General features: G+C 65.2%; 14 protein-coding genes. 6 read left to right on the top strand and 8 right to left on the bottom strand.

Features of this window, described 5'->3' with window-relative positions; genetic code table 11:
- The first annotated feature begins 58 nt into the window (after positions 1 to 58).
- From FB481_RS09485 to FB481_RS09470, 4 genes are all read left to right on the top strand, one after another.
- Positions 59 to 1,402: a sigma-54 dependent transcriptional regulator gene (locus FB481_RS09485; protein WP_147176183.1), complete on the top strand. Its 1,344-nt coding sequence runs from the start codon at positions 59 to 61 to the stop codon at positions 1,400 to 1,402.
- A gap of 410 nt (positions 1,403 to 1,812) precedes the next feature.
- Positions 1,813 to 2,769, top strand: a complete 957-nt coding sequence (locus FB481_RS09480) for a TAXI family TRAP transporter solute-binding subunit (RefSeq protein WP_093500995.1) — start codon at positions 1,813 to 1,815, stop codon at positions 2,767 to 2,769.
- Between the two features lie 115 nt (positions 2,770 to 2,884).
- Positions 2,885 to 4,948, top strand: a complete 2,064-nt coding sequence (locus FB481_RS09475) for a TRAP transporter permease (RefSeq protein WP_147176182.1) — start codon at positions 2,885 to 2,887, stop codon at positions 4,946 to 4,948.
- Positions 4,945 to 5,337, top strand: a complete 393-nt coding sequence (locus tag FB481_RS09470) for a DUF1850 domain-containing protein (protein WP_093500991.1) — start codon at positions 4,945 to 4,947, stop codon at positions 5,335 to 5,337. Before FB481_RS09475 ends, FB481_RS09470 begins: the two co-directional genes overlap by 4 nt.
- Positions 5,338 to 5,424: 87 nt before the next feature.
- Here FB481_RS09470 and FB481_RS09465 read toward each other — a convergent pair whose 3' ends face one another.
- Positions 5,425 to 6,243: an ion transporter gene (locus FB481_RS09465; protein WP_093501242.1), complete on the bottom strand. Its 819-nt coding sequence runs from the start codon at positions 6,241 to 6,243 to the stop codon at positions 5,425 to 5,427.
- A gap of 236 nt (positions 6,244 to 6,479) precedes the next feature.
- Between FB481_RS09465 and FB481_RS09460 the strand changes: the two genes are divergently transcribed.
- Positions 6,480 to 6,983: a GNAT family N-acetyltransferase gene (locus FB481_RS09460; RefSeq protein ID WP_147176181.1), complete on the top strand. Its 504-nt coding sequence runs from the start codon at positions 6,480 to 6,482 to the stop codon at positions 6,981 to 6,983.
- Between the two features lie 94 nt (positions 6,984 to 7,077).
- Positions 7,078 to 7,605, top strand: coding sequence for a DUF3617 domain-containing protein (locus FB481_RS09455; RefSeq protein WP_147176180.1), 528 nt, complete (start codon positions 7,078 to 7,080; stop codon positions 7,603 to 7,605).
- A gap of 21 nt (positions 7,606 to 7,626) precedes the next feature.
- Here the strand turns inward: FB481_RS09455 and FB481_RS09450 are convergent, their stop codons facing one another.
- The 7 genes from FB481_RS09450 to FB481_RS09420 are packed head-to-tail and all read right to left on the bottom strand — an operon-like array spanning position 7,627 to position 15,171.
- Positions 7,627 to 8,388 (bottom strand): DeoR/GlpR family DNA-binding transcription regulator, encoded by a 762-nt coding sequence (locus FB481_RS09450; protein ID WP_093500985.1) that lies wholly within the window; start codon positions 8,386 to 8,388, stop codon positions 7,627 to 7,629.
- 53 nt (positions 8,389 to 8,441) lie between these two features.
- Positions 8,442 to 9,128, bottom strand: coding sequence for an SDR family NAD(P)-dependent oxidoreductase (locus FB481_RS09445; RefSeq protein WP_147176179.1), 687 nt, complete (start codon positions 9,126 to 9,128; stop codon positions 8,442 to 8,444).
- Between the two features lie 46 nt (positions 9,129 to 9,174).
- Entirely contained in the window at positions 9,175 to 10,299 is a 1,125-nt protein-coding gene (locus FB481_RS09440; RefSeq protein ID WP_147176178.1) for an exo-alpha-sialidase, read from the bottom strand.
- Complete coding sequence (locus tag FB481_RS09435) at positions 10,286 to 11,698, bottom strand: sodium:solute symporter family protein (RefSeq protein WP_147176177.1); 1,413 nt, start codon at positions 11,696 to 11,698, stop codon at positions 10,286 to 10,288. The genes FB481_RS09440 and FB481_RS09435 overlap by 14 nt, the downstream gene beginning before the upstream one ends.
- Positions 11,699 to 11,751: 53 nt before the next feature.
- Complete coding sequence (pdxA, locus tag FB481_RS09430) at positions 11,752 to 12,774, bottom strand: 4-hydroxythreonine-4-phosphate dehydrogenase PdxA (RefSeq protein WP_147176176.1); 1,023 nt, start codon at positions 12,772 to 12,774, stop codon at positions 11,752 to 11,754.
- Entirely contained in the window at positions 12,767 to 14,014 is a 1,248-nt protein-coding gene (locus tag FB481_RS09425; protein ID WP_147176175.1) for a four-carbon acid sugar kinase family protein, read from the bottom strand. The genes pdxA and FB481_RS09425 overlap by 8 nt, the downstream gene beginning before the upstream one ends.
- Entirely contained in the window at positions 14,011 to 15,171 is a 1,161-nt protein-coding gene (locus FB481_RS09420) for an iron-containing alcohol dehydrogenase (protein WP_147176174.1), read from the bottom strand. The genes FB481_RS09425 and FB481_RS09420 overlap by 4 nt, the downstream gene beginning before the upstream one ends.
- Positions 15,172 to 15,175: the final 4 nt, after the last annotated feature.

The following is a 15,175-nucleotide window of genomic DNA, read 5'->3' as shown; positions in this document are numbered from 1 at the left end:
GCGTTGCGCTTGCGCTGCAGGGATACACTGCGCCCTCGAATAAGAAAAAGGAGGTTTCATGGCAGGTCAGGTAATCGTCGTCGACGACGAAGCAGCGATTCGCGAGGCGGCGCAGCAGTGGCTGGAGCTGTCCGGCTTCAGCGTGCAGACCTGCGCCACGGCGGCCCAGGCGCTGGCGCTGCTCGACGCCGACTTTCCCGGCGTGCTGATCAGTGATGTGCGCATGCCCGGCACCGATGGCCTGCAACTGCTGGAGCGGGTAGTCGAACTCGACCGCGATCTGCCGGTGATCATGATCACCGGCCACGGCGATGTGCCGATGGCCGTGCAGGCGCTCAAGCAGGGTGCCTATGACTTCATCGAGAAACCCTTCACCCCGGACCGCCTGCTCGACACCGTGCGCCGCGCCCTGGAAAAACGCAGGCTGATCTGCGAGAACCGTGCACTGCGTCAGCAGTTCGCCCTCAAGGATGGCATCGCCGCGCAACTGCTCGGCGTGTCGCGACCCATGGAGCGGCTGCGTCGGCAGATTCTCGATCTGGCCGGCACTTCGGTGAACGTGCTGATCCGCGGCGAGACCGGTTCCGGCAAGGAGCGCGTGGCGCGTTGCCTGCACGATTTCAGCGAGCGCGCCGACAAGCCGTTCGTGGCGCTCAACTGCGCGGCGATTCCCGAGCACCTGTTCGAGAGTGAGCTGTTCGGCCATGAGAGCGGCGCTTTCACCGGCGCCCAGAACAAGCGCGTCGGTCGTATCGAACACGCCCATGGCGGCACGCTGTTTCTCGATGAGGTGGAAAGTCTGCCGCTGGCCCAGCAGGTCAAACTGCTGCGCGTGCTGCAGGAAAAGACCCTGGAACGGCTGGGCTCCAACCGCAGCATTCAGGTCGACCTGCGGGTGATCAGCGCGGTGAAGCCGGACCTGCTCGATGAGGTCAAGGCCGGGCGTTTCCGTGAGGATCTGTTCTACCGGCTGAATGTCGCCACGCTGCAGATACCGGCACTGCGCGAGCGGCGCGAGGATATTTCGCTGCTGTTCGAACACTTTGCCGAAGAAGCCGCCCATCGCCACAGCCGCACCCTTGAGCCGCTGACACCTGCCGAACTGGCGGCACTGCTCGGCCACGAATGGCCGGGCAATGTGCGCGAGCTGATCAACGCCGCCGAACGCCATGCCCTGGGGCTTGGCGATAACGATGTGCAGGAAGGCAACCAGTCCCTGGCCGGGCAGATGGAAGCCTTCGAGGCGCAATGCCTGCACAACGCGCTGCTGCGCTGCCGCGGTAGCATCCTGCAGACCATGGAGCTGCTGCAGTTGCCACGCCGAACCCTCAACGAAAAGATGCAGCGTCATGGCTTGCAGCGCAGTGCCTACCGGCCGGCGGGGAGCAGTGACGAGGATTGAGTCACGGCTCTGAGGGCGGTCAAACCCTAGGGTGGGCTGAAGCCCACCCTAGGGTTTGCTTTATCAGCGGAAGAGGCGTCGTAAGAGGTGCTATCCGCAATCCCCAATCTGATGTGGGAGCGGGTGGGGACGCCTAGTCCATGCCCGCGATTTTTCGCGCGCATGGCGCGCTCCCACAGTTATTCCTCTGGTAGTGCGCCTGCAAATCACCTCTGGGCGGCTCACATAAGCGGAATCCTGCCGATTGCCACCTGGCCTATAGGCGACCTTTCGCTGCTTTCTCTCTAGTGATCTTCCAGAAACCGCTCTGGCTCGCGGCTTTTCATCGCTGGCACGGCGCCTGCTATGGCTACTGGTAACCGGGCATTTTCAAACCGGCTCTCTGACAAGAATAATCACGGAGACACACCATGCGATTGACCAAGCGCGTCACTCTGTTCGCGGCTGCCGCGGCCTTCACTGCCAGCACCGCGGTACTTGCTGCCCCAACCTTCATCAACGTGCTTACCGGCGGCACCAGCGGGGTGTATTACCCGATTGGCGTGGCCATGTCGCAGCTGTATGGCAGCGGCATTGAGGGCGCGAAAACCTCGGTACAGGCCACCAAGGCCTCTGTGGAAAACCTCAACCTGCTGCAGTCCGGCCGTGGCGAGATCGCCTTTGCCCTGGGCGACTCGGTGGAAGATGCCTGGAAGGGTGTCGAGGATGCCGGTTTCAAGGCGCCGCTGACGCGCATCCGCGCCATCGCCGCGACCTACCCGAACTATATCCAGATCGTTGCGAGCAAAGAGTCCGGCATCAAGACCCTGGAAGACCTCAAAGGCAAGCGCATCTCCGTGGGCGCGCCGAAATCCGGCACCGAGCTGAATGCCCGGGCCATCTTCAAGGCCGCCGGCCTGAGCTACAAGGACATGGGCCGCGTCGAGTTCATGCCGTACGCCGAGTCGGTCGAGCTGATCAAGAACCGCCAGCTGGACGCCACCCTGCAGTCCTCCGGTCTGGGCATGGCGGCCATCCGCGACCTGGCGTCGATGGTGCCGATCACCTTCGTCGCCATTCCTGAAGACGTGGTGGCGAAGATCGACAGCCAGGCTTACCAGGCCAAGGTCATCCCGGCCGGCACCTACGACGGTCAGGATCAGGACGTACCGACAGCGGCCATCGTCAACCTGCTGGTCAGCCACGAGAAGGTCTCCGATGAGGTGGCTTATCAGATGACCAAGCTGCTGTTCGACAACCTGCCCCGTCTGCGTACCGCCCACTCCGCGGCCAACGACATCAAGCTGGAGCACGCCACCGAGGGCCTGCCAATCCCGCTGCACCCGGGCGCCGAGCGCTTCTACAAGGAAGCCGGCGTACTCAAGTAACACGCAGGGCAGCGCGGGCAGCCGTACACGCTGCCCGCTCGCCTGTCGGGTCGGCGCTTGGCCATGCTCCTAGGCAATGGCCCGCCGTTATTGCAGCTGCATCGAGAATCTATCCATGAGCGATCATCCAGGTCTGGCCGGCAACCCCGGTCAGTGGCCCAAGGCCGTGTTCTACGTCGCGATCCTGTTTTCCGCCTACCAGATCATCGGGGCCGCCTTCCATCCGTTCTCCAGCCAGGTGCTGCGCGCCGGCCACGTCGGCTTCGTGTTGCTGATGGTGTACCTGTGCTTCCCGATGCGTGGCCAGGGTCGGCCATGGACGGCGCTCGCCTGGGTGCTGGGCCTGGCGGGATTGGGCACGGCGCTTTACCAGTGGTACTTCGAGGCAGACCTGGTCCAGCGTTCGGGTGATCTCACCCCCTCTGACATGGTGGTCGGGGTGACCTTGCTGGTGCTGGTGTTCGAGGCGGCGCGGCGGGTCATGGGCCTGGCCCTGCCGCTCATCTGCGGTTGCTTCCTGGCCTACGGCCTGTTCGGCGAACACCTGCCGGGCGACCTGGCGCACCGTGGTTATGATTTCGACCAGATCATCAACCAGTTGTCGTTCGGCACCGAAGGGTTCTACGGCACGCCGACCTATGTGTCGGGTACCTACATTTTCCTGTTCATCCTGTTTGGTGCGTTTCTCGAGCAGGCAGGGATGATCCGCCTGTTCACCGATTTCGCCATGGGCATGTTCGGCCACAAGACCGGCGGCCCGGCCAAGGTGTCGGTAGTGACCTCGGCGCTGATGGGTACCATCACCGGTTCTGGCGTGGCCAACGTGGTCACCACCGGCCAGTTCACCATCCCGCTGATGAAGCGCTTCGGCTACCGGGGCACCTTCGCCGCGGCGGTGGAGGCCTCGGCCAGCATGGGTAGCCAGATCATGCCGCCGATCATGGGCGCCGTTGCGTTCATCATGGCCGAGACCATCAACGTGCCCTACGTGGAGATCGCCAAGGCGGCGCTGATCCCGGCGCTGCTGTGGTTCGGCTCGATCTTCTGGACCGTGCACCTGGAGGCCCAGCGCCTGAAGCTGACCGGCCTGCCGAAAGAGGAATGTCCGGATCCGTTCGCGGCCATCAAGCAACGCTGGTACCTGCTGATTCCACTGGGTGTGCTGGTGTATCTGCTGTTCGCCGGCTTCACGCCGATGTTCTCCGGCACCGTGGGCCTGGCCCTGACCGCCATCGTGATTCTCGGTACGGCGATCGTCATGCGCGCCAGCAACCTGTGGCTGAAGATCGCCTTCTGGATCGCCCTGGGGCTGGTCAGCTCCGGCTTCCTCAAGTTCGGCATCGGCGTGGTATTCGGCGTGATCGCCCTGCTGGTCGCCGGCTGCTTCTACGTCAAGGGCGGGCGGGAAACCCTGCGTGCCTGCGTATGGGCGCTGGCCGACGGTGCGCGCCATGCGATCCCGGTCGCGGTGGCGTGCATTCTGGTGGGGGTGATCATCGGCGTGGTGTCGCTGACCGGCATCGCCACCACCTTCGCCGGTTACATCATGGCCATCGGCAAGGACAACCTGTTCCTGTCGCTGGTGCTGACCATGCTCACCTGCCTGGTTCTCGGCATGGGCATTCCGACCATTCCCAACTACATCATCACCAGCGCCATCGCCGCGCCGGCGTTGTTGGAGTTGGGCGTGCCGTTGATCGTGTCGCACATGTTCGTCTTCTACTTCGGCCTGATGGCTGATCTGACGCCGCCGGTGGCGCTGGCCTGTTTCGCCGCTGGTTCGATCGCCAAGGAGAACGGCCTGCGGATCAGCCTATGGTCGGTGCGCATCGCCGCGTGCGGCTTCGTGGTGCCGTTCATGGCGGTGTATGACCCGGCGCTGCTGATGCAGGGCGACGACTGGGGGGCGATCCTCTACATGTTGATCAAATCGGTGTTTGCCGTCGGTTTGTGGGGCATGGCAGTGGTCGGCTATTTCTCGGCGCCGATGCGTGCGTGGGAGCGGCTGTTGGTGTTCGCCGCCGGTGCTTCGCTGGTGATTCCGGCGTCGGTATTCAGCTACGACCTGCTCGGGCTGTACAGCGTCACCACCGATGAAATCGGCTTCCTGGTTGCTGCAGTGGTGATCGCCTTGCATGTGCTACGCGCTCGCCGCCAGCCGGCCATGGCGGCCGCTTGATCGGGCTTTGCCTGGGCCTGGCGGGAGCGGTGTGGGCGACGCTGCCTGCGCCGTCCTTCACCCTGGCCTGGGATCACACGATCGAGAAGATCCGCTGGGAAGAGGACTACCGCGTCACGCCGGGCGGGCTGCTGCTCGGCGAGGCGCGGGTACGTGGTAGCGGCGCCGGTATGGAGATCCCGGATGGTGCCGTGTTGCGCGAGGGGGCCTGGCATTACCAACGCCAGGTGCCGCCCCTGCAACCGCTGCGCCTTGGCCGTACGCCCGAGGCGGGCGACTACCAGCTGTGCGATGCCGAGGGCTGCAAGCCGTTCAGCGAGTGGCTCGGGCCGCCGAAGGCGAGTCAGCCGGTGGTGGAGCTTTGGAGTTGTGAGATGAAGGGAGACTGAATTTGCAGAAGCGTTCACTGGCTTGCTTTTGTGGGAGCGCGCCATGCGCGCGAAAAATCGCGGGCATGGCCCGCTCCCACAGACTGCCTACTTGATTTGCCTCCGCATCTCCCCCAACTCTGCCCGCAACGCCTTCAATTCCTCAAGAATCATCTCCTCGCGCCGTATTCGCGCCGCGACTTCAGGATCAGGCTCCTGGGCATCCTGCATAGCGTTGACGATCACTGCGATAAACAGGTTGAGCATCATGAACGTGGCGATCAGCACGTAGGGGATGAAGAACAGCCAAGCGTGCGGGTACACCTCCATGATCGGTCGCACCGTGCCGCTCGACCAGCTGTCCAGGGTCATCATCTGGAACAGCGAATACAGGCTGGCGGTCAGCGAGCCGAACCATTCGGGAAAGCGCTCACCGAACAGCTGCGTGGCCATTACCGCCGAGACATAGAAGATCAGCCCCATCAGCATGATGATGCTGCCCATACCGGGCAGTGAGGCGAGCAGCGCCTGCACCACCTTGCGCATGCTCGGGTTGATCGACACCAGACGCAGCACCCGCAACACGCGCAATGCGCGCAGCACGCTGAACGGCCCGCTGGCCGGCACCAAGGCGATGCCCACCACGATGCAGTCGAACACCGCCCACGGATCGCGCAACAGGCCAATGCCCCGGGCGGCGAAGCGCAGCGCCAGCTCGATCACGAACACCGCCAGGATGAACATATCCATAGGCAACAGCAGCCAGCCCCATTCGGCGACGATCTCTTTGGAGGTCAGCATGCCGAGGATGGCGGCGTTGATCAGGATCAGCACGGTGATCAGGCGTTGCACGGGCTTGCCGTCCATGACCTGAGCCAGTTGCTGGCGCCAGGTTTCTGGAACGTTCGGTGTGATGAGATCGGTCATCGTGGTGTCGGCGGGCTGCAATCGGGCTGCCGAGGGTAAATAAGCGGCGGGATGGAAGAAAGCGCGGCTACCAGCTGGATTTTCGCTAAATGTGTAGCCGTCATGGGGTGACGAGCGCTATGTGTAAATTCCTCCTCGCCCAATGAGAGAACGCCGGGATTGCCGAATCTACCTGCGCTCATTAGCCTGCCCCATTCGCCACGAGGCCCAGACCTCTCAACACGACGGATCACGGTATGAGCGAGCACGGCGGCAACATCACCTATTACCTGGAAATGCACAGCGCCGAGCAGGTGCGCGGCAAGCCCATGCCCGATGACCTGCAGGTGGTCGAGTGCCGCATCAAGCAGTTCCAGTTCAACCGTTTTCTCTATCAACTGGTCGGCGAGCCCTGGGAGTGGACGGACAAGCTGGCCTGGTCGGATGCGCAGTGGCGTGAGGTGATCGAAAGCGATGATCACCGCACCTGGGTGGCCTATCATCAGGGCGCGATCGCCGGTTACTACGAGCTGCAGCGCGACGCCGACGGCGCGGTGGAAATCCTTTATTTCGGCCTGGCAGAAGCCTTCTTTGGCCAGGGCTTCGGCGGCCCGCTGCTGACTCACGCGCTGCAGTCCGCCTGGGCCTGGCCGGGTACCCGCCGGGTGTGGGTACACACCTGCAGCCTCGACCATCCCAGTGCGCTGGCCAACTATCAGGCGCGGGGGCTCAGGTTGTATCGTCAGGAGCACGAGGATTAAAGGTGTCCTGATAGCGCATTGCGTCGAGACTTACCGGCCGCTGCGCTGTCGGATATCTGGCGAGCCGTGTCGCGGTCACAGAACGGAGTTCCGTATGCCAAAGCTTAGTGTGAAGTTACTGCCTCTCTGCCTGCTGGCGCTGCCCTTCATGGCATCTGCCCAGCAACCGATCCAGCCCGGTCTCTGGGAGATCACCTCGAACAACATGCAGCTGGGCGGCAAGACCCTGCCAAGCAGCGACGTGATGCTGCAGCAGTTCAAGAACCTGCCCCAGGCGCAGCGCGAGATGATGGAACGGGCCATGGCCCAGCAGGGCATCCAGCTCGGCGACAAGGGCGTGCAGTACTGCATCAGCCAGGCCCAGGTCGATGCGCAGAACATCCCCCTGCAGGACCCCAACTGCAGTCAGCAGATCACTTCCCGTGACAACGACCGCTGGGTCTTCAACTTCACCTGCCCGCAGGGTCGCGGCCAGGGCGAGGCGCATTTCCTCGACGACAAGAACTTCACCACCAAGGTCAACGGCGAGTTCGACAGCGGCGCGGGCCGTCAGCAGGGCAGCATGGAGTCCGAGGCACGCTGGGTGTCGGCTGACTGCGGCGCGTTGCGCCCGCGGCAGTAATTCGATGGCTGCAGCAGTGGTCTAGAGCCGCTGCTGGATCACCCGCGGATCACCGTCGAAATCGGCCAGCTGTTCGGCGCTGCCGGTGGTGATCAGCGTCCAGCGGGTGTTCAGGGGCGTCCAGTATTGCTGCTGATCGCGGCCCAGCTTGCTGGCATCGGCCAGCACGAACACCTCCGCCGCCTGGCGGATCATCAAATCCTTCAGATAGGCCTGGCTGGCGCTCGCTTCGCACAGGCCGCGCCCGGCAACCACGCCATCGGCGCTGACGAACACCTTGTCGGCACTCAGCCGTTCGAGCATCGCCATGGCCGCGGGGCCGAAGGTGGCCATGCTGCCGGGGCGCAGGTCGCCGCCCAGCACCGTCACCCGCCCTTGCGGCAATTCATGTAGCGATTCCAGGGCCAGCAGGTTGTTGGTGATCACGTGCAGGCCGGTGCGCTCGCGCAACAGCCGGGCCAGGCTCGCGGTCGAGGTGCCGCCGTCGAGCAGCACGGTATCGTTGTCCTGCACATGGGCCAGTGCGGCGCGGGCGATGCGCTCCTTCTCCAGGCTGGAATGGCTGCTGCGCTCTTCCAGCGAAGCTTCCGGGGCATGCTTGCCGATGTGCGCGGCGCCGCCGTAGGTGCGCATGATCATGCCCTGCTCGGCGAGCGAGGACAGGTCGCGGCGCACCGTGGCTTCGGACACGCCGAGCGAGCTGCACAGCGTCTCGACGTTGACGTTGCCGTTGTTGGAGAGCACCAGTTCGAGAATGGCCTGGCGGCGTTTGGCGACTTTCATGGCGATCCTTCAGGGAGAGGCGGCTGCACTGTACCACTTAGCGCCCGGCCTGCTCACAACGAGGCACCACCACAGATCACCAACTGCTGGCCGGTGATGGCGCCGGCGTCGCCGCCAAGTAGAAAGGCGGTCATCGCCGCCACTTCACCCGGCTGGATGAAGCGCCCGATGGGTGGCTGGCGCGGCGGCGTGCCCTGGCGGGCCGGGTCGATCAGCATCGGCGTTTCGGTGGCGCCCGGGGCGACCAGGTTGACGGTGATGCCCTTTGGCGCCAGCTCGATGGCCCAGGAGCGCACCAGGCCGATCAGCGCGGCCTTGGTGGCGGCGTACTGGCTGCGACCGGCCGCACCGTTCATGGTGCGGCTGCCGACCAGCACGATACGCCCCGGCGCACGCAGGCGCCCGATCAGGCCGTTGACCAGCTGGGTGGCGGCGCTGACGTGCACCTGCCACATGGCCGCGCCGTCTTCGTCGCTCAGTTCGCCCAGAGGCGCGGTGCGCATGAAACCGGCGGCATGGACGATGGCGTCCAGTGCCGGGATATCGACCAGGGCGCCGGCCAGCGAGGCGTTGTCGGCCAGGTCGGCGGCGACGAAACTCAGGCTCGGGTGTTGCAGGCTCGGCGCGCGTCGGCTCATGCCGATCACCAGCCAGCCGTCTTCCAGCAGGCGCCGGGCGATGGCTTCGCCGATGCCCGAGCTGACCCCGGTGACCAGGGCGCAGCGGCGGTCTTCACTCATCTGGATTCTCCACGCAAAAGGGGCGCCGCCAGGGCGCCCGTTGGCTCTAGCGGATGGCCGCCAGGGGAATATGCACGTGTTTGATCTTCTGCCGGAAGTAGGTGAAGGCCACGTGCAGGCTGCCGTCACGAGCCTGAATGATGCTCGGGTAGGAGAACTCGCGGTTGAGTTTCTCCTGGGAGTTGTTGGTCATGCAGAAGCCATCGCCGAGCTCGATATCCAGACGCAGCGGCCAACTGCGTCCTTCATCGGCTGAAATCGCCAGGCTCATGGGCGCCCGTGGGATGCCCCACACGGCGCCGCGACCGTCGGCATTGACGGTCGGCGTGACGCGCTCGTCGCCCTCGTCCTCGATCTCGTCGTACAGCGAAGCGCGGCGCTGCTCGATACCCTCGGCGTTGATCGGGTTGTAGACCAGCGCCAGTTCGCCGCTGGCCATACGGATGTACTGGATCGACGAGTTGTTGTTCGGCAGCTCCGTTGGCGTCGGTACGCTCCAGGTGCGGCCTAGATCGGTCGAGCGGCTGGCGTAGATGTGATCGGCCCAGCGGCTGCGGAACAGGCCCAGCAGCGTGCCATCGGCCAGCTGATGGACGTTCATGTGCACGGCGCCGGTGCTCTGCGGCACGTCGTGGCGGCTCCAGGTACGGCCCTGGTCGCAGCTGATCATCACCGCGCTGACATCGTGGTTGCCGATCCATTTCTCGCCCGGCTGGGTGATGCAGTACCACACCGGGAACACCCAGTCGCCGTTGCTCAGCACCGCCGGCGGGTGGCGCACGAAGGTGCCCACTTCATCGAACAGCGTCTCGATCGGACCCCAGGTCAGGCCGCCGTCCTCGGAGAGGCGACGGCGCACGATGGCGGTTTCCTGGTTGCCGGAAATCTGCGCGGTCCAGATCAACCACAGCGGGCCATTCGGCGCCTGGAACAGGATGGGATTCTGCTCCGAGCGGCTGGCGTCTTCGGACATCTTCTGCGGCTCGCTCCACACGCCGGTGGCCGGGTTGCGGCGCGACAGCAGCACGAAGATGTCGGCCATGCCTTCCTGGGTGCCGGCGAACCAGGTGCACAGCAGGGTGCCGTCGGCCAGTTCATGCAGGTTAGCGGCATGGTTCTGGGCATAGGGCGTGGGCAGGTAGGCGTCGTGGCGCTGTTCAAGAGTTGGCATTGGTAACCTCCGAAGCGTTGGCGGCCTTGTTGCTGCGCGGCAGCAGGCGCTCGATGCAGATCACCACGGCGGGGGTGATCAGGGCGATGTACATGTTGTCGATGCCGTACGGGTTGCCCATCAGGTACCACACGCTGGTGGTGACGGTGGCGGCGCCCAGGCCCCAGGTCGCGCCGCGGCCGGTGGCGAACAGCGGCAGGTAGATGGCCACCAGGGCGATGACGGTGATCGACAGGCGCAGGGCGCGGGTGAAGAACGACAGGTTGAGAATTTCCGGTGCGGCGAACACGAATACCAGCGGTGCGAAGCCGACGACCAGGCTGATCACCTTGGTCATGCGGAATTCTCGCTCGGCGTTGGGCTTGCGCAGCGGCACGTAGAAGTCGCGCACCACCAGCGAGGTGATGGCCAGGGCCACGGCGCTGACGCCGACGAACACCGAGGCGACCAGGGAGATGGTGACCACGCCGGCCAGCCATGGGCTCATCGACTGCAGGAATACCGGCAGGGCGTAGAGGCTGTCCATGTCCGGGTGCAGGTACTTGGACACCACGCCGATCACGCCCAGGGCGATGGAGATCGGCAGGCACATCAGGCCGGCCCACAGCGCGGCATTACGTGCCGATTTGGCGCTCTTGGTGGTGCTGATCGCCTGCATGATGTACTGGGTGGAGAAGATCGCGCCCACGGTGCCGATGATCCAGGCCATTACCTTGGAGCCACCGATGGCACCATCCCAGGTGAAGTAGTGCGCTGGCAGGCTCTGGTGAACTTGTTCGAAACCGCCGGCGAGCTTGAGGGCGATCCACAGCACGATCATCACCCCGGCGTATTTGACGACGGTGTGCAGCACGCTGATGTAGGCCACGCTCTTCATGCCGCCGAAGGCGTAGTAGAGGGTGCTGACGATGGCGGTGATGAAGGCGGCGGTGGGCAGGTTGATATGCATCACCGTGGCGATGGCCGCCGCGCCGCTGACGTAGTTGCCGACGTTCACCAGCAGCAGGGCGTAGATCATGATCACCGAGACCATCATCTTGGCGCCGTAACCGTAGCGGCGCTCGATGAAGCCGGAGATGGTGTATTCGCCCGAGCTGTACAGTTTCCTGGCCATCAGGATGGCGAATAGCGGGAAGCCGATGGCGGCGGCGACGACCGCCCAGGCCGCGGCCATGCCGCTCTCGAACGCCGCCTGGGCGGTGCCGATGGTGGATTTGGCGCCGATGTATTCGGACATCATCAGCATGCCGACGATGAAGGCCGGCATGCTGCGTGAGGCGACCATGTACTGTTCGGTGTTCTTGCTGCGAATGCGCATCGTCAGCCAGGAGGTGAACAGGATGTAGACGACCACCATGCTGATGATGATCAACGTGCCTTGGGTGTTGAAGGTTTCCATCATTCGCTCCGATTGTTCTTGTCTAGGGCTTGCGTGAGGAAGTTCGGGGTGACTCAGGCGTGTGCGGGAGTCGGCTGCCTGCGTTTGCGGGTGGCCAGTTCCACGGCCTGGCGAAGCGCTTCGATGAGGCTGCGTTCGTCGGCGATGCCCTTGCCGGCGATGTCGAAAGCGGTGCCGTGATCGACCGAGGTGCGGATCACTGGCAGGCCGATGGTGACGTTGACCCCGGCCTCCAGGCCCATGACCTTCACCGGGCCATGGCCCTGGTCGTGGTACATGGCGACTACCGCGTCGAAATCGCCACGGCCGGCGCGGAAGAACAGGGTGTCGGCCGGCAGCGGGCCTTCCACGCGCCAGCCGCGGGCGCGCAACTCGTCGATGGCCGGCTGGATCTTGGTGGCTTCCTCGCCGTAGCCGAACAGGCCGTTTTCGCCGGCGTGGGGGTTGATGCCGCACACCGCGATCAGCGGGTTGTCGATACCGGCGCGCACCAGGGTCTCGTGGGCGCGCTCGATGGTGCGGCGTACCAGGCCCGGCTCGATGCGCGCGATGGCGTCGATGATGCCGATGTGGGTGGTGACATGGATGACGCGCAGGGTCGGCGTCATCAACATCATCGACACTTCCTCGATGCCGGTCAGGTGCGCCAGCATCTCGGTGTGGCCGGGGAAGATATGCCCACCGGCGTGCAGGGCTTCCTTGTTCAGCGGCGCGGTGCAGATGGCGTCCAGTTCACCGGCTTCGGTGAGCTGCACGGTGCGTTCGATGTAACGGAAGGCAGCGTCGCCGGCGATCGCCGAGAGCTGGCCGTAGGGCAGGTCGTCGGGAATCAGGTCGAGGTCGATGCAGTCCACCACGCCCGGCTGGAAGCGGGCCTGGCGCGGGTGTTCGATGGCGTTGACCTGCAGGCTGCCGCCGACGATGCGGTTGGCATCGGCCAGTCGCCGGGCGTCGCCGATGACCAGCGGTCGGCACATGGCGTAGACGCTGTCATGGGCCAGGGACTTCATGATGATTTCCGGGCCGACGCCGGCAGCATCACCCAGGGTGATGCCGATTACGGGGCGTTCAGACATGGTGGGCTTCCTTCTCGGAGAGGGGCTGGGAATGGCTGGCGCCGTGCAGGCGAGCCCAGGCCTGGTAAAGGGTGTTCGGCTGGCCGAAGCCACCGGCCTTGGTGACGATGGCCAGCTCGCGGCCCTGCCTGCGGGCGCTGGACAGCACCACGCCGGGGGCCAGCTCGCCGTGCAGTTGCAGGCTGTCGATGGCGGCAGCGGCAAGGAGGGCGCGGGCGGTTTCGCCGCCGGTGGCGATAAGTGCGCCGGCCTTGGCGATGGCCGGCAGCAGCAACTGCGCCAGGGGCGCGCCCAGCAACGTCGCTTGAGCTGGGTCGCGGTCGCGCTGTTCGAGGCTGATCAGCAGATCCTTGCCGCTCGCCATCTGCGCGGCCAAGCGAGCGCTCAACGCGTCGCGCTGATCGGCTGCATCAGTTGCCAGCAGCAGCTGTGGTTCGATGCGCTGCCACTGCTGGCCGCTGCGCTCGGCGAGCAGCGCGGCCTGAGCCTGGGAATGCCGCGACATGCTGCCGACCACGGTGAGCACCGGCTTTGCGGCCTCGGGCAGCGCCGGCGCGATGCGCGGTGCGAGCCCCAGAGCGGCGGGCAATTGCTGGGCGAGGCCGGCCGAGCCGACCCAGAACAGTTGATCGGCGTGCTCGACCGAGGCCTGGGCCAGCGCCTGCAGGTCGGCATCGCGTTCTGCGTCGCAGACCAGCACCTGGGTACCAGCCCGCAGATGGCGGGCCAGCGATCCAGCCAGCTCGGCGCCGCGTACTTGTTCGAGGTCGAGCGCGGCGCAGCGCAGGCCCTCGTTGCCGAACAGTTTGAGCAGATCGCTCGTGCCGCTCAGGCCTTCGTTGCGCCAGACATCGCTCTGATCGACGGCCACGCCATCGACGTACTGCACCCCGCCCAAGGTAGTACGGCCCATGGCCGGAAAGGCGGGGGCGACCAGCGCCATGCCCTTGCCCAGCAGTGCTGAGACTTCGCTGAGCAGATTGCCACGCAGGGTCGAGTCGACCTTCTTGTACAGCCCGTGGCCGGTGAAGGTGCGGGTTTCCAGCAGGGCGCGATGGCGCTGCGCGGCCTGGTCCGGCGGCAGGCGACGGGTGTCCAGATCGATGGCGGTCACCGGCTGGGCGCGGTGCTCGGCCCGCGGGTCCAGCAGCACCTCGGTAGCCACGTGGCGCGCGAAGCCGGCCGCACAATCGGCGGCGCCGGACAGGTCGTCGGCGATCACCAGCAGCGGGCGTTTCATGGCAGCAGGCGCCGGTACAGCTGCTGGATGTCGTCCAGGCTTAGTGCTTTGGGATTGTTGACCATCAGGCGGGTGACCTTGGAGGCCGCCACGGCCATGTCCGCCAGGTGCTCCTCGGCCACGCCGAAGTCACGCAGGTTCTGGGGAATCTCCAGGGTGGCGGTCCAGGCGCTGATCTGCTCGATCAGTTTGCGTGCGGCCACTTCGTCACTGTCCGTTTCTCGCGCCAGGCCGCAGACGCAGGCAGCGCGCTTGAGGCGTGGCGCGCAGGCATCCATGTTGAAGGCCATCACGTGGGGCAGCAGCATGGCGTTGGCCACCCCGTGGGTGACGTGGAACTTGCCGCCCAGCGGGTAGGCCAGGGCGTGCACGGCGGCAGTGCCGGCGGCAGTCAGCGCCAGGCCGCCGTACATCGAGCCGAGCAGCATGTCACTGCGCGCCTGCACCGAGCCGGGCTGCTGATAGGCCTCGACGATGCTGCCGGCGATCAGTCGCATCGACTCCAGAGCGAAGGTGTCGCTGATCGGGTTGGCCTTGGTGGAAATGAACGACTCCAGCGAGTGGGTGAAGGCGTCCATACCGGTGGCGGCAGTGATCGGCTTGGGCAGGCCAAGGGTCAGGGTGGCGTCGAGGATCACTAGGGTCGGCAGCAGGTGGCGGCTGACCACACCGATCTTCAGTTCCTCGTCCGGCAGGGTGACGATGGCGTTGGGGGTGACCTCCGAGCCGGTGCCCGAGGTGGTCGGCACCAGCACCATGGGCGCGCCGGTATTGGGTACCTTGTCGATGCCAAGCATGCCGCGCAGCGGCATGTCGTTGGTGAGCAACACGGCGAACAGCTTGGCGGCGTCCAGCACGCTGCCGCCGCCGATGGCGATCAGCGCATCTGGCGCGGCAGGGGCCACGGCGCGGCGGAATACGCCTTCGATATTCTCCAGGGTCGGCTCTATCTCGACGTCATCGACCACGGTGACGGCGATGGACTTGGCCTGCAGCTGAGCGACCACGCGCTCGGTGACGCCCAACTGATGCATGGCGTTCTGGGTGACCAGCACCACGCGCTGCAGTGGTTTGTCGAGCAGCGCCAGTTTGTCGCCCAGGCTATTGAGGCTGTCGGGGCCGTGAACGACGTGTTTGACGGTCTGGAAGTGATACATGGTG

Source organism: Pseudomonas sp. AG1028, from assembly GCF_007993955.1.
GTDB lineage: Bacteria > Pseudomonadota > Gammaproteobacteria > Pseudomonadales > Pseudomonadaceae > Aquipseudomonas > Aquipseudomonas straminea.
This window is presented reverse-complemented; position numbering and strand designations above follow the sequence as displayed.